The following is a 19,159-nucleotide window of genomic DNA, read 5'->3' on the forward strand; positions in this document are numbered from 1 at the left end:
TATGTCCGTCTCCCGATCTCATGTTTTTTAACACGCTGCGCTTTAAAATATCATCTGGTTGCAGCTTCGGTCCCATCGGGCCAAATCGCATGAAGCATTTATGTCGTTTATTTAAGTTCATCTCAACGGGCCGAAGCTCGCATTGAATGAACCAGAGGAAAACGACGCACAGTAGTTTCGTCACAACGCGCCTGCGCCCCGACTAATTTCTCAGCGTCCTCTTCGATCGGCTCAGTGCCGGCCAAAGCTGTTGGCTGAAGATGCTGGAAACTGGTTAACGGCAGTCCGCTCTTCAAAAAATAGAGCGGACGATGCTTGCTTTCGTCGAACATGCGGGCGAGATACTCCCCGATGACGCCGATACTCAGCAGTTGCATACCGCCGAGAAACATGATCGCGACCAGCAAGGATGGATAGCCCGGTACCGGATTACCATAAATCAGCGTACGCAGGATGATGTAGAAGCCATAGCCGAAAGCGCCGACAGCGCTTACCAAACCGGCGTAGGTAGCCACCTTGAGCGGGATGCCGGTAAAAGAGGTGATGCCTTCGAGCGCGAAATTCCACAGTTTCCAGTAATTCCACTTTGTGGTCCCCGCGAAACGGGGCGCACGCCGGTAGGGAACCGCCTTTTGCGGGTAGCCGATCCAGGTGAACAAGCCTTTCATGAAGCGGTGCTGCTCACGCAACTGAGCGATGGCGCCGACCGCGCGTCGACTCAACAAGCGATAGTCGCCGGTGTCTTCGGGAATGCGGATCTGACACATTTTTTGGATCAGCCGGTAAAATAAAAACGCAGTGGTTTTTTTGAGCATGCCCTCGCCGTCGCGGCAAGTGCGCATGGCGTACACGACATCGTAGCCGGTGAGCCATTGCGCGATAAGTTCGGGAATCAGTTCCGGCGGATCCTGCAGATCGGCATCGATGACGATCACGGCATCGCTATCGGCGTGATCTAGGCCGGCGGTAAGCGCAATTTCCTTGCCGAAATTGCGGCTCAGGTCTACCAACATCACACGCGCATCTCGCGTCTGCAGTTCGTTGATGACGTCGACCGTGCCGTCGGTACTGCCGTCGTTGACGTAGATGAACTGGCTACTCATGTCTACAGTATTGAGCACAGCGCACAGCCGCCGGTGGAATTCGGGCAAGACTTCCTGTTCGTTAAAGACCGGGACCACAATCGACAACGATCTCCGGGGAACTTGTTCTAGCTCCATTTTGTCGAGTAGCATTGCTTACCCCTCCAAGTCATAAAACATGTGGCACCCGATCACGGCATCGGAAAACTCAACAGGAACACGAGCTTGTCGATTACCGGGCCGGCACTTGCATTAGTTCCACCAGCGTTCAACATAACTATCATTGGCGGGCTGGACGCCCTATGTAATATTGGGTCCATAACAGCCCGGAGCCGACCTTGCCGCGCAATTTCCGCTCCAGCCACTGTTCCAACCTCAATCCGATTGCGCCACCAAATTCGGCAACCAAGGGCAGGTATAGCCCCGACTGGTATCGATCCGTAACCTCAAAACCGGCGGCGACCATCTGACTCTCCACCGTGCGCGCCGTCATCAGGTTGATGTGGCCCGTTTCCAGTATCGGTTCGCCGTAAATACGCCGCACCAGCTGAATCACACCGGGAAGAAAAGCGACCTTAGCCGCCAGTTCGAGCGGACTGTAGCGCTGCGGCGTCGACAGTACCAGCACCCCGCCCGGTTTAAGCAAACGCTGCATACCGCTCAACGCCGCCGCCGAGTTGGCAATATGTTCGATAACCTCGGTGCACAGAATGAGATCGAAACTGTGCGCAGGCAAGGACGAGGCGCATATATCGTCCAGCGCCAGTTGCAGGTTAGGCAGCTTTTCCCGCAAGGGTGCGGCATGATTCAGGAAGGCGGTTTCGATGTCGGTAGCGAACAGTTCGTCAAACAGGTTCGCCAGCACAGGCAAGTAAACGCCAGAGCCTGGCCCAACCTCCAACGCGCGCGCATGGGCCGACGGCGCGTAGCGGCGCAGCGCATCAAAAATCCAGTCGCGCCTGGTACAGTGCAGCCAGCGCCGGGTCGGATTACTGGAACGGTACAACGTTTCCTGCAGCGCCACCAATTCAAGTTCGGAAGCCATGACATCTCCCTCTGGTTCCTTGGTCCCGGCTTGGATACCGGGTTGTAATTTGTTCGCCAGGACTGCTAACCTGGTCCTTGGTTCGCTGCCTTGCTCAGCAGCGCCTGAAATTTCGAGGTATTGCGCAGCAAGACTGAATGGTGCTGGTCAAAATAGACCTCTTTGAAACTGCCTTCCGCCAACAGCAGTTGCCGGATCGGCGCGTCCTTGCCAACGATGGCAAAGTCGATCGAGAGCCGGTCGAACTTCTCTTTCCAATTGGCTTTGCCTGAGTAGATGTCCAGAAAATCTGTAAGAAATTTGTCGCCGTATATGTCCGCACGCCCGTCAATAAACACTTTCAAGGCGGGCGACAAACGATAAATCAGATACCCCCCCTCACCGTAGTTATTGAACATGTTGCCGGTGATGCCGTTGGCAGCCACAAAATTGGCTGCGTTGACCGGCAGCACTTCATTGACTTTCTCTTTGTCGTTGGAATGATATGTCGGCGCGTAGGCCACCAGGCTGGTAGTGAAGATAGCCAGCACGATCCAGTTCAATACGAATTCACCTTGGCCCAGTTCTTTACTGCTGCCAAGCCATTTCGTATACCACGACGCCAGGCTCGATCGATGCCAACTCGCCGAAATAGTCGCTATGGTGCCTCGTGAAAGCGCGAGGGCAATGAAAGGGACGACGGCCAAGACGGCCACTGGAATATGCCGGGTCGCCAGAAAGCCCATCACAATGAAAAAAGCTGGAATCAGAACTTCCGTGATATCAGGTTTACGTGATGCAAAGCTGTAGGAAAGGATGAAGATCAGAACAAGCATCAGGTATGCTTTTGGGCCGAAATCATGGAAATTCGGACTTTGCCATTCCTGTATCAGGTCGTTTGCCGCCATGCCGAGTACCTGGAAGGGATACAGCCAGTGCGCCAGGAATCCCGGATTAATCAGACTCGCTAACGTAGTAGCGCACACCACCTGGGTCAGCCAGACCAGACGCTGCTTTTGCTGGCGCGTGCGTGCATGGCCCATCCAGTAATTGATCCATTCGCTGGACGTGAACAGGCCGACGAGCGCGATGCCGATCAGGTAGCCGCCGTGGGCGTTTACCCAAATTACCATCAGGAAGGGCAGCAGGAGCAGGGATCGTCCTGCGTTGTAATATTTATGGGTCAGCAACACAAACAGGAAAATGGCGAAGCAGCAATAGGTGATTAGCTGCGGTCGCGGTGCAAGACCGCCGGCAAAAGGGAGAGCCGCAATAAACATCAGGACAGATGCGACTGCTGTCGACTGCGCGATTCGCCGTGTAAGGACAAAGACAATACCGAGGGCGGACATCGCGAAAGTGACGGTTAACAACTTCACCCCCAGCGGCCCCAACCATGCGAACATACCGTACAGCACAACCTCAAAGAGCCACTCATGCAACACCCAAGGTTGTCCGAAGCGCGTGAATGAGAAGATGTCGCCCGCTGGCAGCGCATGATGGGAGAGGATGTATTCTCCCGTTTTGAGATGCCAAAAATAGTCAGGGTCGATTAGAGGTTGAATAAAAAGCAGCAGCAGGAATACGGCAATGAACGACAGCCTTGTTTTATTGAGCAGCGTGGTTATGGTCATTAACATGGTGGGCAGACTTTTATGTACTTCGACATGAAGAAGCCGTTTTGAAATGAATCAGCACAAACGATCTTGTGAAGGCTAATAAGCAATAGCTGGAAAATTCGCATCCCTCATACAATGCAACCGGCAAGGCAGATTCATTGAGCGAACCCGCCCTATTACGTCCGGTTCTTTTGCCATCGTTTCAAACTCTTAGTGCCCGCCGCTTAACATTGGCAGTATGGTTCTGACAATTTGAATCACAGCCGGCCCCAGGATGACCATGATAATTGACGGAAATATGAAAACCACCAAGGGAACCAGCATTTTTGTAGGGACCTTGGCCGCCATTTCCTCGGCACGTACTTGCCTCTTGTGCCGCAGATCATCGGAAAATACCCGCAGGGACTCGCCAATACTTGTTCCGAACTTGTCTGCCTGAGTTAGCATGGTGGCGAATGTACCTATTTCCTCAATCCCCGTACGCAGGGCGAGATTGCGCAAGGATTTTTCTCGTGTCCCCCCCGCCCTCATTTCCAAGTTGGTCAAGTGCAGCTCCTCTGCCAAGGCGACACTTTTCATCTTGATTTCGTCAGCCACTTTGGTGAGACCTGCATCCAATCCTAAACCTGCTTCGACACAAACCAGCATCAGATCTGCCGCATCAGGGAAGCTTTCAAAAATTTCCCGTCTGCGCATGCTGACCATCCAATGGAGCAGAAGATTAGGCAGGTAACAGCCGAGCATGGCTGCCAACATCAGGTACAGCAAAAACGTCAGACCATCAGAACGCGTCATTGTTCTCAACGCCATGAATGCCAGCGCCGCAAAGACAAGAGGCAGTAATGTTTTGATGCCAAAATAAATCAGCCGCGCATCGTCATGCCGAATTCCTGCATTGAGAAATTTGACACGTAGCGGTGATGCTTCCCAATTGCCGGTTGGCGAAGATAGCTCAGCAAAGGGACCAACCAGATTCACCATGGTTTCAGTCCATTGCGGCTTCTCAGTCGGATTGGACATTGCTTGCAGTCGCTGTTCTGTTTTAGTTGGGGTCAGCCAGAAAAACAACCCTGTCAGTCCCAGCGTTACAGTGAAGAAAATGAGTACGGATAGCATTAACATTTTCATTCTCCCTTATACCCGGATTCTAATTATTTTTCTTAGAACCAAAATACCGATAGCCATCATTATGAGCATGTATTTGATTATCGTGATGCCGATAGGATCGTGCCACAAGGGGGCCATGAAATCCGGATTCAAGAGACTCATGGCTGCGCCCAATGCGAATGGCATGAGTCCTAAAATCCAGGCAGATAAACGCCCCTCCGATGACAATACCCTGATCTTGGAAAATAGCTTCAAGCGTTCACGAATCAAGCGGCTCAAGTTGCCGAGTACTTCGGTCAGGTTGCCGCCTGAGTCGCGTTGAATCAACACCGCGACAACAAAGTAGCGCAGATCGGTAATCGGTACGCGTTCGCTCAGGTTAGTCAACGCCTGCTGCATCGATACGCCAAAATTTACTTCATCGTGGACGATGCGGAATTCGCCGGCAATCGGCTCCGCCATTTCATCTCCAATCATTTGCAAACCGGACGAAAATGCATGTCCGGAACGCAACGCCCTGCTCATCAGATCTAGCGCTTCAGGCAATTGTTGCTCAATTCTGGTTAAACGGCGACTCCGCTTACGGCGTACATAGAGTAATGGCAAAGCAGCCAGCGCGATGCCAATCATCCCCCCAAACAGGATGGATTGATGAATCAGGAAAGTCATCATCAGGCAACCCGCCACTCCCAATGCCAAACATGATAACAAGAGCTTGGATACGGTCCAGCCCAGGCCCGCCTGCAGGATGAATCTATCCAACCTGCGTGCTCTGGGAAGGTTCAGCAGCATTCTCTCGAATACCGGTATTTCGCTCAGCATCCGCTCTTTCAATAGTTGCGATTGCTTGGTCTTATCAAGAGAAGCCGAGAGTGCTTGCAGGCGCTTCGCAATTTTTTTTGCTTGCGGCCCCCTGTATGATTTCCACATCAAATAGAAGCCTTCCAGAAGCAGGACCACGGCGACGAAAACAAGCACTGCTATGATCAGGAAGGCGTTACCACCGATTGACTGCAGCATGATTGCCGCTCCTTTCATTGGTAATGTTTAGCGGGATCGAACATGGCGTCCGGCAATACCACACCGAACGAGCGCAGGCGTTCCATAAACTTCGGTCTCACGCCTGTCGCATGAAAATAGCCTTGGACCTCGCCGTCGCCGCCAACACCGGTTTGCTTGAAAGCGAATATTTCTTGCATGGTGATTACATCGCCCTCCATGCCAGTTATCTCTTGAATGCTGGTGATTTTTCGCTTGCCGTCGGTCAATCGGATAGCTTGGAGCACTATCGTAATGGCCGAAGCAATTTGCTGTCGCGCGGCTTTGTGCGGCAGATTGAGATTTGCCATGCCCACCATGTTTTCGAGCCGGGATAGCGCATCTCGCGGCGTATTGGCGTGGATGGTGGTGAGCGATCCTTCATGTCCTGTATTCATCGCTTGCAGCATGTCGGCTGCTTCGGCGCCGCGTACTTCGCCAATGATGATCCGGTCAGGCCGCATCCGCAACGCGTTGCGCACCAAAGCACGCTGGGTAATCTCACCTTTGCCCTCAATATTCATTGGCCGCGTTTCCATGCGCACCACGTGCGGCTGCTGCATCTGCAGCTCCGCTGCATCTTCGATGGTGACAATGCGTTCCGAGACCGGAATGTAGCCGGACAGGATGTTCAACAATGTCGTCTTGCCGGCGCCGGTGCCGCCGGAGATTATCATGTTGACTTTAGCCTTGCTCAACCCCTCCAGCATGAACGCCATTTCCGGTGTCAAGCTCTTGAGCTCGCTGACCAGATTATCCATCTTGAGGGGAATATGCGCGAATCGGCGTATCGACATCATGGGACCATCCAGCGCTACCGGCGGAATGACTGCATTGACCCGCGATCCGTCTGGCAACCTGGCGTCTACCATAGGGCTCGACTCATCAATCCGCCGCCCCACCAATGACACAATTTTGTCGATGATGCGCAGCAGGTGCTTTTCATCGGTAAAGGTGACGTTGGTCAGTTCCAGCTTGCCCCTGCGCTCCACATAGATCTGTTCATAAGAATTGACCAGGATATCGGAGACGGTTGGATCGGCCATCAACAATTCCAGCGGGCCGAATCCAAGCATTTCATGCTGAATATCGCGGATAAGCGAACGTCGCTCGAGGTCATTGATCACCGCTTGCTCTTCGTAAAGCAAACGTTCAACCATCGTAGCGATTTCTTGCCGCAACATTTCGGGGGCCAAGGTTTCCAGTGCCGTCAAATCGAATTTATCCAGCAGCTTGAGATGGATCCTGCCCTTCAATATCTTGTACGCATCGCTTGCAACCTGTCCCTGCCCCTGAGGTTGTTCGACAGGCTCTATCCTGACGGCGTTTAATTTTTCTCGGAAAGACATGTTATATGCTCCGGTTACGCTTGCTGGTTGACGCTGAGGTTCGACTGAAAATTTGCGACTCGGGGCCCTGATCACGCCCGCCTAAACAGCCGGCCTAACAAACTCCGACTTTCTTCTTCCCTGGGGCTTAGCGATAGCGCGAATGCAGCCAAATTCCTGGTCACCGCATTCGAACGTGCAGCTTCCATCATCGGGTCGCCGTGATTGATCGATGCATTGACCTCTTTATACGAATTGGGAACAGTGTGCAGAGTGACCGTCCCTAACGAATTCCGTATCTGATCGATGCCAACTTCACCGCTCTTCTCGTAGCGGTTGACTATCAACTCGACCTTGTCCATCGGATAGCCCAGCGATTTGAATATTGTCAGCAGTTTCTTGGCATTCCGGATGTATGGCAGCCCTGCCTGCAATACCGGGAAAATCCGGTCGGCACGATCCAGCGCCTTTATCGTCAGTGTGTCCAGGGTCCTGCCTACATCGAGCAATATGAAGTCGTATTGGGTTACCGCCAGGTTGAGGATGACGTCGATATGCTCAGGCTTCATCTCCATGGCTTGCGCTGGATCTTCCGGCGCCGCAAGTATGCTGTAGTTCGGCGCCACCCTGACGGTACTGGCCGCCAGAAACGTTGCGTCCAGCCGGCTAATATCGCGAGCGACATCAGCCAGAGTCGAGGTGGGTGCGCCATCATGCACAAACGACAGTGCTTCGCCAAATTGCAGATTCAAGTCTATTAGCAATACTGACTTGGCTTCCGCCAGCTGGTAACCGAGATTGGTCGCCAGGAAAGTAGCGCCGCTACCGCCTTTGCATGGCATGAACGCCAGTATCCGGCCGAGAGTCCTGACGTGGCTGCCGATACGCTTGGCCGCGATGCGGCTGACAGCGGCTTCCAGCGCACTGGCAGTCACCGGCGAAGGTAGCACTTCCCGCACGCCGGCACGCATCGAGTTGATCAGGAATTCGGGCGTGTGCGTGGCGCAGAGCAGGATGACCGCGATGCTCGGGTGATGGGTAGTGACATATTCGACCTGGGCAAGTTCGGTCGGGTCGCAGCACATGCCCTCAACGAGCATCAGGTCCGGCTGCTCCTGTTCGGCGACGATACGCATCCGGCTTTTACCGCCTTCAACCAACGTGGCCGAGTGCGAGTGCGTACCCAGGATCCTGCCCATCTCTTGCAGGTTATTGATATTGGGAGAAATCACCGCGATTTTCATTTTTATTTCCCTGAGTGTTAGGAACAAATTGCCGTACTGTTCGGGTCTTGCCGCATGACTTCCCGTGGCAAATAGGTAGAAAAAACGGGCATCGCGAATGCGGCAAGTTTTGTACTACCTGCGATAGGCGATATCCATTGGTAGTTGAGACCGGTAATCGTCACCGTTACCCCCGCACAAGTAGAGGCGGTGCAGCCAGCGGGGCTCCATGCCAGATCGATGGCTGAAATCTGCGGCAAAAGGGCTTGCATCTTCGCCAGAACCGCCGCCTCCTGAGTAGTGTCATCGCAGACAACGGCGTACCGCGCTCCAGCCCGTGTGGCCTCGTTCGCCGCATTCCAGGTAAAAAGCATGCGGCTGAAGTCGGTTATTCCCAACAAAAAAGTCAGGAAAAGAATCAGCACTAAAGCGAACTCCACCGCAGTGGCTCCAGATTGATTTTTCATAGCGAGCTCCGCATGGTCGCGCTGATATTGCTGTAAGTGATACCATTTGCCGTGCCGCCGAACGAAACGCCAAACACGCTCCCGAACAACGGCTTGAATTGGTAACCGCTCACCGTAACCGTCACGGTGTTGATCAACGGATTGGAACCTGCCGTTTGCCAAGTCGGCGTCAGCACTTTTCCCAAGGTAAGGCCAAGCGTCAAAGGCGTTCCGGTTCCGGCTGTATTGCCGTAAACCACCAGATTTTTTGCTTCGGCGGTATGGGTTCCTGGTGTCTGCACCGACAGATAACGAACCGCATCCCGCACCGACTTGGTAATCGTGTTGTACTGGTACATCGCCCGGCCAAATTCCGTTGTAATGAAAGTTAGGAACAACAGTAATGGCAGGACCAAGGCAAATTCAACGGCCGCCGTCCCTTTCTGCCTAGTTTTCATGACAGTCCTCTTAGCGAACTAAAACCGGAACCAGCGGGCCGGCCGCACCGCCTGCCAATCCATTGTTTGTACATGGACTGTCCACGGCGCCGGCATTACCTCGAAATTCCAATTGCACGGTCACCGTAGGCCCGCTTAACGGCTGCAACATGAACATGCATGCATAATCAATAACCTTATTTGAGGCATCGACAACAGGCGCAGTCACCAACCTTCGGCTAAAGCCATACAAGTTATGCTGGCCTCCTGTGCCCGGCGTAGCCAACGTCTTGAAACTGTTCAATTTCAAACCTGTAATGCCATCTCCTGCGCTCAGACTGGTTCCTGTATCGTCATAAGACGCAAAGGCCGCGCGTTTCGTCGTGAAGTTAGCTGCACTCGGATCTGAGCCTGCTGCCGGGGTTCCCGACCAGGCGTTTTGTGGAACTGCGTTGGTCCAATTGGTCGAGGTATACGCATAGCCCGAATAATCTGGATGATTAACGCTGGGGCCGGGATCACTATTCTTATAGATACCGAAACGGTAATTCCACGTGGCATCCACAGAAGATTGGATGCCCGGAGTTCCTAATGTATCACCCAGCTTGGTGCCGCAATATCCTGGTTCGCCAAGTTCCGTTTTTGTCTCACTCGCATTCGTGCTGCCGTTCAAGTTGTACCAACCCATTTCACCGTTAGATTGCGTGCCGTTGCCGACCATGTTGACCCACTCTCCGATCTGGAATCCGTAATTCGGTGCGGTCCCGCTTGTCTTAGGTTTCAGTCCAACTGGGATTGGGCAAGTCGATTGGGCGCTGGCACGAGTCGCTACCGCGAGCGCCATGACGTTTTTCGTGTTCTGGTAAGCCGCCGTGTCGCCGGAGAAAGCGCCCATGGATTGCAGCAACCACATTTGCACGCCTGACTGCGTATGCTGACATTGCGCATACCTGGCGCTCGCTGGAACGGTAGTTGCGGCATAAGCCGCGTCCTTGAAAGTGATATCCGTCGCAGTCACCTTACCTTGACTACTCCACGTGGCAGACTGAAAATTGACGTTATTCAGATTGCCTGCGGTAGTACCGGCGCTGATGGCGCGCGTCAATGCCGTGCTTTCACCATCAAGCTCCTGTGCGGCCGCCAAGGAACAGCTGTCCATTGCCGTTTGCAGTTCTGTTTTGACGACGAATAGACGGCCAAAATCCAAGGCAAATGCCATGAACCCAAGCAAAAATAGCAGGACGAGCGACACGGTGACTATCACTGCCCCGTCCTGGCGATTGCGATGGCAAACGATATGGCCCACGGCGATACCTTTTTTTAAAGTTTTTACAAAGAGAATTTTCGAAACTAAAATTTTGCCTATAAAATTAGGTGCAGCTAGTAGTAGTCAAACAACTCGCTACACGGGTAATAAAGTTAGCAAAGCTAGCGGTAGTCAGAGCATTGAGAGCGACAACCAGTGCGATAGATACCACTGCAATGATTAAGGCATACTCGACAACTTGAGCCCCGCTCTCATCCTTAAGAAACTGAGTAAACATGATATTTTCCTTTACAACGTCAATATCCACTTGGCAGCCGCACGACTGGACTCTGGCGATTTAACTTAGTCTTAAGTCACTGTAATCAGAGCGGTGGTCCGCGACCGTTAGCGGCCGCGACGCCACCGTAGATTCCTGCTTCTTTCCCTTAGGTGCAAGCTGTCGAGGTCAAGCATGTGTTAACGCGGTTGATAAAGGTGTTGAAAGTGGCACCGGTCGTTAGTGCCCTAAGTGCCACGACCAGCGCAATCGATACGACGGCGATGATCAGCGCATATTCGACAACTTGAGCGCCATCCTCATCTTTCGCAAAAGAGCGAATGGAGCGGTCAACCGTGGTTAAAAATTTGTTCATTTTTTTTACCTCTTGAAGATAGTTATGAATCAAAATTTACTGCGTCGCTATTACATGGGTACCGCCTACTACTTCGTCAAAACAACAAACTACAACAACAACTGATTTTTTTATGGCCCTCCCCGATCAACAAGGCCGCCGCTCTCTCATTTTTGACGTTATCGTGATCCTCCATTGCCAATGCCTCCACCTATATTGATAACGTTGACCGCTGGCGGCGGCGACCTGAAAGTGTCCTGATAAAGAATGATGGCCTCCCTGGCCGCTTTGCCATCCATGCCTGCCACCTGATCGGGATTCCTGCCAGCGTCAGGATTGATGGTCATCTTGAGTTTGGCTTCGCGCACGGCGTCGCCGAACTTGGTGTCGTAATTGGGTGTCATCGTTGAGCAGCCCGCCGTCAGGACGAGCAACAGTGCGATTGCGAGCTTGTTCATGGACTTTCCTTTTATTTGATTTCAGGAACAGCGGCAAGAGAACTAACTTCTACGTCTGCGACTGGAACTGGTGCTACTTCTGCGACTGGAACTGGTGCGGCGACTGCGACTGGAACTGGTACTGTCGTAGCGGTTGGAACTGGTGCTGCTTGTGCGACTGGAACCGGTGCTGCTTGTGCGGCCGGGACCGGTGCTGCGGCAGGGGCCGGAGCCTGTGCCGGAGCGGAGCCTTCCAGGCTGCCGTTGAAATACACTGCGCCGCGGCTAGGTACGACATGGTTGTCCGTCGGCAGCGTAGGCGCCTCTGCCAGCGGCTTCACCAGGTGCGGCGTAATCACGAACAACAGTTCCGTCTGATCAGTCTGGAACTCGGAACTCCTGAACAGCGCCCCCAGGACCGGCACCTCGCCCAAGCCTGGAAAACGCTTTATGGACTCAGTGACGTTGTTCTTGATCAGGCCGGCAATGGCGAAACTTTGTCCATCGTTGAGCTGGACGGTAGTATCCGCCCGACGTACAGTCAGCGACGGCAGCACTGCCGTGACGCCACCGACAGTGGTGAACGGCGAGCCGACCTGCGACAGGTCTGACACTTCCGACACCATCTTCAGGTTGATCCGGGTGCCGTCCAGCACGGTGGGCATGAACTTCACGCCGATACCGAATTCCTTTTCTTCCAGCGTAATCGTGGGTACGCCATTATTGTTGGTTTGCGATACCGGAATGAAGATCTTGCCACCCGACAGGAAACTGGCTTGCTGACCGCTGATAGCCATGATGTTCGGTTCAGCCAACACCCGCACCAGGCCATCATCCTTCTGTCCATCCAGATTTACCGCAGTCCTGCCAATCTTCAACGCCTGCAGCAAGCCGGCACCGTTACTCAAGAAACTGGACAGCAGGGAGAAAGTATTGCTGCCGCCATTGCTGGCGCGAGTCAGGTTGACACTCGCCCCTAGTTTATCGAGCAATGTCTTGCTGACTTCGGCGATTTTCACTTCCAGCATCACCTGCTGCGGGGTCATGATGCGCAGCATGTTGACCACCTTCTTGCCGTCACCGTATGCAGTGGCCAGGTTCATCGCTTCGTCGAGCTTGACGGCATCAGTGACTTTGCCGGTCAGCACCAGTGCGTTTTCGGCTCCCCGTACTCTAATCCCGGTTTCTTCAGGCATCAATTCGGTGATCTTGGCTTGCAGGCTGCCCGGGTCGACGGTAACGATGATGTCCTTGATGACGCAGCGCCCATTCGAGCCTTGCAAGACCACATTCATGGAGCCGGTCTTTCTCCCTAGAAAGAACAGTTCAGTAGGACTGAGCAACGTGATCTCCACATCTGCCACGCCATCCGAAGCTCCCTGTGCCGGCGCTGGCGGTGCATTCCCCGGCGCTGCCGGTGCGTTCTTGTCATTCGATGCAGGTGGTTTGCCCGCCCGGCTCGACGACTGGCCGCCGATCAGCATGCGCGCTGCGGGAGTATCCAGCCTGATGACACTCGATTTGCCGAGAGTGACATAAGTTACAGGGTCAACCGTTACGGATCCGCAAGGTTTCAGTCCTGAGGAGCCGGGAGTGTGAGTGGCAACAGGTGCAGTTGCCGCGAACGCGCCGCCTGTCATGGTCAACGCAGCGAAGAAGATCGCATTTTTTTGGTTGTTATTCACTTGAACTGCTCCCTAGATTGTTTTAGTTAAAAACAGTTAAGTGCCCGGCTGCCGTTCTGAATGACCTCGACGCATTCCGAGGCTGACGCTATCGCCGGCCTGCTGCGCACTATCCTGGGCTTGGCAGCCGCGACCTTGGTCGGCAACGCTACCGGCTCTACATGCTCTCCAAATAACTGGTTCTTGGTAATGCCTGCGGTGCCTACCGTCTTCTGGTCCACCTGGTTGCGCAGCACCAGTGACAATGTGCCGACGCTGCGAGCAAGATCAAGTTTCTCCGCGTCTTCCAGCGATAGCTCCAGTGTCACTGCGCTGACCACCTTGGGCTTGGTATCGTCCCGGCCGGACTCCTGTGCTACCGCCAGCACCAGTACATGCTCCAGCACGGTCTTGCTGATCTGCTTGCCTTCTTCGCCTTTGCCCTTGTCTTGCTGGGCATTCACCACGACGTCAACATAGTTGCCAGGGAGTGCGAATCCGGCTACGCCGACTACGTCATTGACGCGCACAGTCATTGCCCGCTTGCCCTCAGCAATCACAGCCGAAAGACCTCCTTGCGTACCGACCGGCGCCAGCTTACCTTCGAGGATGGCTTCGCCGCGCAGCACGCCGACTTTCACCACCCGATCCTGCACATCCTTGATTTCCTTGAATGCGCCCGCAGGCACCGAGCCGCTAGGCCAGTCGATGGTCGACAGCATTTGTGGATTGATCTTGCTGCCAAGTTCGATATCGGACACCGCAACCACCACCTTGTTGGATGCGATACTCCCTCGCTGCGATACCCATCCCGCAGCATAGACGGCCGCTCCGAGGCCAATCACCGCGGCCAGTAGCAGCAATCCAAGTGCTTTAATGTTTTTCATATCCGGCCCCAGTCAGGTTTAAGATTTAACTTGCCACTTACAAATAACCCAGTTGATTCGCCACCACATAGCCGATGGTGCCAATGCCAATGCTGACGCCGTACGGCATTCTCCCTACCGATTTGCTTGCTTCCATACTGACGCTTGGCTTGATGCCTCCTGCCGCAGAGAACACCATGGTTTGCACGATATTTTTTACGTTGATTAAAACGCGCCCCAGCGCTTTGTTAAACAATGCGAATCCCAGTGCAACGATGCCGCCTGCGATCAAAGTAGCGATGACTGCAAAGACGATAGATGGAACACCAAGAAACGCACCGACCATTGCTATCAGCTTTACATCTCCCGCCCCCATCGCTCTAACTGCATAGAGCGGCAGCATCATGAAAAATCCCAACAGCATGCCCTCGAAGGCCCAAAGCAAACCTGCTGGCAGCGAGGCCGCCGCCGCCGTGCTGTAGATCAAGCCGAACAGCGTGCCACTCGCGGTCAGCCAGTTCGGTATCTTGTAGGTGCGGCAATCACTCACTGCGGCAACGATGAGCAGGATGAACAGCACGCATGTGCGTGGATCTGTCACCAGCATGCCGAGGAGTTCAAGTAGCGCGTAAAATTCTTGCATGATCAGTCTCTGTGTTCAGTGATAATGTTCTGTGATAAAACATGTACCCGGAAAATCGCGGCAACTTGAAATCGATGCGATTTCTTATGTTTTCTTGACCAGCGCTAACACCATCAGTAAACAAACTACGACGATAAGCGCGCCTACCAGCGCAAACTCTAATAACGACACGCCAGCATCGTCCATCAGGAAATACCTGGTGACATGCGACAGATCCTTGGAAAATCGCATAGGTTTCTCCTGAATAAATTTTCATAATTGACTCGACTTGTTTCGACTGAGCGCCGATGTTTGTGTTGTTGAGTTGAGTATAGGCAGGAGAAAAAGCAGGGGTATGAACGATGAGTCCTAATTTGAATAGGACCGACCGCCTTTTTTTGATCAGGGAAGGCAGGAGTAATCCACTAGGACAATCAGGAGAAATCCATCCGAAGCGTATTCGTACGCCGTGTAACCGCTCACGTAAATGATTCAGAAAAAACGTATCAATGCTGGCTGGCAACTGGGAAACACGCTGACGGATCATCCCGGCATCAGCTGCTGTAAAGTTCAAAAATAATTTCCACACAGATTCATCCTGTCCGCCCCAGTAGATTTATCTTGCCCGTCCTCAATTAAATAAAGGCGCGCGGTCCTATTCAAATTAGGACTCATCGTTCATGCCTCCGTTTTTCCTCCTGCCTATACTCAACTCAACAACACGAGCATTGCCGTATCGAACATGATGTCGACATTGCCGATACTGAAGGCAGTGGAGTATTTCGACGCGCAAGACGTGCCGGGTGCATGGCCATGGCCGCACCGACCCGACTGGCGGATTTCGCCGCCGCGGCCAGATCTGATTGCGACTGAGAATTAGCAGCGAGCGACGATGTGCGGCAGGACTGCAGCGTCTATCGTAGCTGGATGTGCAGAACCAACCAATTTTTCCGCTCAGCCTGCCACGGCTGATTTCCGCTCCTGATACCAGAGGAGGAGCGGGTTTTTTATTTCAAAGTCGGCGAGGTATTAACGCCGGTGAATTGCGGGAGATTTCAGACACCTCCCGTGAACATGTTATTTAGCGACGCTCGCCGAAATCGGCTCTGACGCGTCCGCATCGAATCTGAAGCGGCAAACATGCGCTCCCTTCACCATACATGCTTCATGCACCACTTTGCTGTCGGTAAATGTGGAGAGCAACGCAAGATCGAATCGGCACACCTGGGGGTGTTTGCTTGCCAGATCATGGAACACGCAATTGTCGGCCTCGATAACCGGAATACCTTTTATGTTGGCTGGAGCATTGGGATTGACCCTGTAGCCAAGCTCTTCCATGATCACGGCCAGATTCTGCACCTTGGCGGACAGACTTTCTCCTGCTGCGCCGTTAACGCGCAACTGTTTCGCCACTGTTTCACCCATGGCAGCGAGGCGTGCGCCGGCACCTTCTTCACCAGCCTCCTGTTCCAGCATCCCCATCAGTAATTGCGCAAACCAGGAATACTGACGAGGGAAAGAGCTATTTCCCTTGTCGGTCAATACATACAGCTGTTCCGGACGCCCGCCGGATGGCCGGGTAATGCTTTTTGTCACAAGCGTGTTTGCTTCCAGCGTAGCCAGGTGCTGCCTGACCGCTGTACGCGTTATACCGAGAGCCTTGGAGAAGTTATCAACCGTCAGGCCGGCTTTATTTTTGATGAGGAGCTCAAGGAACTCCCTGTGCCGCACTCCTATCATGTCGCTCATTTTCACTCCTCAACTCGCATCTGGCGAAGCCAGCCTTTATTATGACAGAAGCACTTAAAACATAAAAGGCTTTACAAAGTGTTTTAAGCTGATTATTCTGAATTTTTAACCAGATAACGAGGCTCAAAAATGAACACCGCACTAAACGTCTTGATTGCAGGCATGTTGACCTTGGGAACTACGGTAGCGATGGGCCAGTCAGCAGCCCCGAACGATGCGCAGATTGCCGGAATTGTGGTCGCGGCCAATACAGTGGATATCAATGCCGGCATGGTGGCCAAATCGAAATCCCATAACAAGGAAGTAAAAGAATTTGCGCAGCGCATGATTACCGACCATTCCGGCGTCAATAAGCAGGCCACGGCTTTAGTCACCAAGTTGCACGTCACACCAGAAGATAGCGCGACAAGTAAAAGCCTTAAAGATGGCGGCGTAGCGAACCTGAAGCACCTCCGCACACTTAAGGGCAAAGCATTCGACGCGGCTTACGTCGACCATGAAGTTACTTATCATCAGGCGGTCCTCGACGCGATTGACAAGACTCTCCTGCCCAGCGCCCAGAACGCCGAGTTGAAAGATCTGATTACGAAAGTCCGGCCTGCAATCGATGCCCATTTGCAGCACGCGAAAGAAATTCAAGCGTCAATGAAATAGAGAGATGACTATGCCTGGCCTCCCATGCCGCGTCGGTTGGCGGCGTCGATGCATTGCTTCAGCGCTGCTGCTTTGCGCATGTGCCGGCACGATGCCGGAGGCCGGTGCAGGTACTCAACCAGTGAGTCATGCGATTATTATCGACGGTATGAAATTCTCGCCCGAGGCAATCGAAGTCAATGCGGGCGACACGGTTGTATGGACTAACAAAGATGCCTTTCCTCATACGGTTACTGCGGGAAACCACAGTTTCGACTCGAAGGAAATTGGCTCTGGCCGATCCTGGAAATTCAAGGCGACTGTAAAAGGGGTGTTTCCCTACATCTGTTCCTTCCATCCGACAATGAAAGGGAAACTGGTGGTTAGATAACGCACAGCTTCATTCAACGGGACACCATTTTTATGCGTCAATGTCAAACGCCTGTCATATTGTCTCGCTAAGATCTATTCCAACCTCACATATGGCTATCGATATGTGAGTAGATTCATCAATAGCCCTGTCACTTTGCAGATAGCACTGGGCGGCTAGAATCTTCTCACATATCGATAGTTCAAAAACCCCTCCCCGGCTATGCGAGCTTAAGTGAACAATTTCACTTTCACTCAAGGTGGAGGCGGATTGGGCTGCAGATACTCTTGCCCCGTGAGTTGCATCCGGGCGCCCAGCGGGCCGCCGACAGCGTAGGGCAAGGAAGTAAGTAGCGAGTTCGCAAAGTCCCCTTTATATAACTTGGAACCCTGATGGCTCAAATTTGAATTGGCGTCGATGTAGATCGACTCGCCAAGTCCTGACCATAGCCGGCAAAAACCGTAGTCTTCCGACAGATAGCGGCGTGTAACAGGATCGACCATGACATCGAAGAAGCGGTAATGCAGTCCGCGGTCGGGGACATCAATGCTATCGGGTACATAGTTAAGCTCAGGATAGCTGGTAATCAACCGCTCGAACACGCTACGCTTGATCACCATGAAGCCGGTCGGCGCTTCCTCCATTCGCATGAAGCCATCGGCTTGCACTTCCAGATTGATCTGGTTATCGCCATCGGCAACTCTTGCATTGACGGTATAGCGCGTATATCCCGCCTCGAATTGCTGTTGCGTAGTTCCTGCCGGCAGGCCTTGCTGAGGCCAGTTTTCCCGTTTGAGCGGATATACCCCCGCCGCAATATCGTAGCCTGAACGCAGTAACCGGAATGCGGCTTCGGGGGAAAATCCGATATCGGCATCGATCCAGAACAAATGCGTCCATTGCGGGTTGGCGAGAAATTCTGCAACGCAGTTGTTACGCGCGCGCGTGACCAGGCTTTCTCCCTGGTGCATGACAACCTGCATCGGCATGCCGGAGCGCTCGGCTTGAATAGTAAAATTCAATAGCGATGTCACATAGTTCTGGAAATACTTCCCGTCATGGCTAGGCGTCATGATCACGGGACAAATACGTGTGAGATCAACCGGTTCAGGCATCTTCGTTTCTCTTGTCGATTTATTGTTGTTAAATTAAGACGCACTCTGAGACGTGAGCCCCGCTCATTTTACCAATATACGATACGACGATAAATGAATCGTCGCTCTCCGTAGCCGTGATGTGGGGTCAGAGTCGAGTTTCGCGATAAAACCTGCGAAAGTCGACTCTGACCCGAATGGCACTTACTTAAGCGCCAAGTGCCTGAATTAGTGAGGAAAAACAGGCTGGCAAGATGGTAAGCTTAAGTCGCCAAACCATCGCCACCATCCAAGAGCCAGCCCTCATGCATAGTAATCGTTCTGTGTTATCTCGGCAACGTCGGGTTCGACATCACGCTGCCACCAACGACGCATTTCGTTTTTTCGATCTACTTACTTCGCCGGAACTATTTGACACACTGGAGGCGTCGTTGCCGGTTCACCGTGAACGGCTCTTCGCGCCAACGGAGACGCTGTCGATGTTTATGGCTCAGGCGATGAAACCGGATCGGTCTTGTCAGGGGATCGTCGATGATGTGGCG

The 19,159-nt window shown here is 53.1% G+C and carries 21 protein-coding genes and 1 pseudogene; 3 read left to right on the forward strand and 19 right to left on the reverse strand.

Annotated elements, in window-relative coordinates:
* Nucleotides 1-122: 122 nt before the first annotated feature.
* From BM029_RS21785 to BM029_RS21865, 18 genes are all read right to left on the reverse strand, one after another.
* A complete protein-coding gene (locus tag BM029_RS21785) occupies nt 123-1,235 on the reverse strand; it encodes a glycosyltransferase family 2 protein (RefSeq protein ID WP_244545168.1) in 1,113 nt (370 codons plus the stop codon).
* Between the two features lie 127 nt (nt 1,236-1,362).
* Nucleotides 1,363-2,127 carry a class I SAM-dependent methyltransferase gene (locus BM029_RS21790; RefSeq protein ID WP_092439656.1) on the reverse strand — a complete coding sequence of 255 codons (765 nt, stop codon included), beginning with the start codon at nt 2,125-2,127 and terminating at the stop codon, nt 1,363-1,365.
* A gap of 65 nt (nt 2,128-2,192) precedes the next feature.
* Nucleotides 2,193-3,746 (reverse strand): hypothetical protein, encoded by a 1,554-nt coding sequence (locus tag BM029_RS21795; RefSeq protein ID WP_139217313.1) that lies wholly within the window; start codon nt 3,744-3,746, stop codon nt 2,193-2,195.
* A gap of 189 nt (nt 3,747-3,935) precedes the next feature.
* A complete protein-coding gene (locus BM029_RS21800; RefSeq protein ID WP_092439660.1) occupies nt 3,936-4,847 on the reverse strand; it encodes a type II secretion system F family protein in 912 nt (303 codons plus the stop codon).
* 12 nt (nt 4,848-4,859) lie between these two features.
* Nucleotides 4,860-5,852 carry a type II secretion system F family protein gene (locus tag BM029_RS21805; RefSeq protein ID WP_092439662.1) on the reverse strand — a complete coding sequence of 331 codons (993 nt, stop codon included), beginning with the start codon at nt 5,850-5,852 and terminating at the stop codon, nt 4,860-4,862.
* Between the two features lie 14 nt (nt 5,853-5,866).
* Nucleotides 5,867-7,219: a CpaF family protein gene (locus BM029_RS21810; RefSeq protein ID WP_092439664.1), complete on the reverse strand. Its 1,353-nt coding sequence runs from the start codon at nt 7,217-7,219 to the stop codon at nt 5,867-5,869.
* 71 nt (nt 7,220-7,290) lie between these two features.
* Nucleotides 7,291-8,442, reverse strand: a complete 1,152-nt coding sequence (locus tag BM029_RS21815) for an AAA family ATPase (RefSeq protein ID WP_092439667.1) — start codon at nt 8,440-8,442, stop codon at nt 7,291-7,293.
* A 17-nt stretch (nt 8,443-8,459) separates the two neighbouring features.
* On the reverse strand, nt 8,460-8,888 hold the full coding sequence (locus BM029_RS21820) for a TadE/TadG family type IV pilus assembly protein (RefSeq protein WP_092439669.1): 429 nt from the start codon (nt 8,886-8,888) through the stop codon (nt 8,460-8,462).
* On the reverse strand, nt 8,885-9,325 hold the full coding sequence (locus tag BM029_RS21825) for a TadE/TadG family type IV pilus assembly protein (RefSeq protein WP_092439671.1): 441 nt from the start codon (nt 9,323-9,325) through the stop codon (nt 8,885-8,887). Before BM029_RS21825 ends, BM029_RS21820 begins: the two co-directional genes overlap by 4 nt.
* A 10-nt stretch (nt 9,326-9,335) precedes the next feature.
* A complete protein-coding gene (locus BM029_RS21830) occupies nt 9,336-10,610 on the reverse strand; it encodes a pilus assembly protein TadG-related protein (RefSeq protein ID WP_244545169.1) in 1,275 nt (424 codons plus the stop codon).
* Between the two features lie 64 nt (nt 10,611-10,674).
* The gene (locus tag BM029_RS21835; protein ID WP_092439673.1) at nt 10,675-10,848 is read right to left on the reverse strand and encodes a Flp family type IVb pilin; all 174 of its coding nucleotides are present in this window, start codon (nt 10,846-10,848) and stop codon (nt 10,675-10,677) included.
* A gap of 148 nt (nt 10,849-10,996) precedes the next feature.
* Nucleotides 10,997-11,203 (reverse strand): Flp family type IVb pilin, encoded by a 207-nt coding sequence (locus BM029_RS21840; RefSeq protein ID WP_092439675.1) that lies wholly within the window; start codon nt 11,201-11,203, stop codon nt 10,997-10,999.
* 158 nt (nt 11,204-11,361) lie between these two features.
* Entirely contained in the window at nt 11,362-11,640 is a 279-nt protein-coding gene (locus BM029_RS21845) for a hypothetical protein (RefSeq protein WP_092439677.1), read from the reverse strand.
* A gap of 11 nt (nt 11,641-11,651) precedes the next feature.
* On the reverse strand, nt 11,652-13,259 hold the full coding sequence (locus tag BM029_RS21850; protein ID WP_092439695.1) for a type II and III secretion system protein family protein: 1,608 nt from the start codon (nt 13,257-13,259) through the stop codon (nt 11,652-11,654).
* A 71-nt stretch (nt 13,260-13,330) separates the two neighbouring features.
* A complete protein-coding gene (cpaB, locus tag BM029_RS21855) occupies nt 13,331-14,170 on the reverse strand; it encodes a Flp pilus assembly protein CpaB (protein WP_092439679.1) in 840 nt (279 codons plus the stop codon).
* 37 nt (nt 14,171-14,207) lie between these two features.
* Nucleotides 14,208-14,792, reverse strand: coding sequence for an A24 family peptidase (locus BM029_RS21860; protein ID WP_092439681.1), 585 nt, complete (start codon nt 14,790-14,792; stop codon nt 14,208-14,210).
* Nucleotides 14,793-14,876: 84 nt separating this feature from the next.
* Nucleotides 14,877-15,023, reverse strand: a complete 147-nt coding sequence (locus tag BM029_RS25980; RefSeq protein ID WP_170851176.1) for a hypothetical protein — start codon at nt 15,021-15,023, stop codon at nt 14,877-14,879.
* A gap of 825 nt (nt 15,024-15,848) precedes the next feature.
* Entirely contained in the window at nt 15,849-16,520 is a 672-nt protein-coding gene (locus tag BM029_RS21865; protein WP_092439683.1) for a helix-turn-helix transcriptional regulator, read from the reverse strand.
* A 129-nt stretch (nt 16,521-16,649) separates the two neighbouring features.
* Between BM029_RS21865 and BM029_RS21870 the strand changes: the two genes are divergently transcribed.
* Both BM029_RS21870 and BM029_RS21875 read left to right on the forward strand, forming a co-directional pair.
* Complete coding sequence (locus BM029_RS21870) at nt 16,650-17,174, forward strand: DUF4142 domain-containing protein (protein WP_092439685.1); 525 nt, start codon at nt 16,650-16,652, stop codon at nt 17,172-17,174.
* A 4-nt stretch (nt 17,175-17,178) separates the two neighbouring features.
* The gene (locus BM029_RS21875; protein ID WP_244545171.1) at nt 17,179-17,544 is read left to right on the forward strand and encodes a cupredoxin domain-containing protein; all 366 of its coding nucleotides are present in this window, start codon (nt 17,179-17,181) and stop codon (nt 17,542-17,544) included.
* A 233-nt stretch (nt 17,545-17,777) separates the two neighbouring features.
* On the opposite strand, the gene BM029_RS21880 is transcribed toward BM029_RS21875, so the two are convergent.
* Nucleotides 17,778-18,638 carry a hypothetical protein gene (locus BM029_RS21880; protein ID WP_092439689.1) on the reverse strand — a complete coding sequence of 287 codons (861 nt, stop codon included), beginning with the start codon at nt 18,636-18,638 and terminating at the stop codon, nt 17,778-17,780.
* A 284-nt stretch (nt 18,639-18,922) separates the two neighbouring features.
* Here BM029_RS21880 and BM029_RS26135 point away from each other — a divergent pair.
* Nucleotides 18,923-19,159, forward strand: a pseudogene (locus tag BM029_RS26135) (IS4 family transposase); the annotation flags it as partial.

This window comes from Collimonas sp. OK607 (assembly GCF_900111995.1).
Classification (GTDB): Bacteria; Pseudomonadota; Gammaproteobacteria; order Burkholderiales; family Burkholderiaceae_D; genus Collimonas.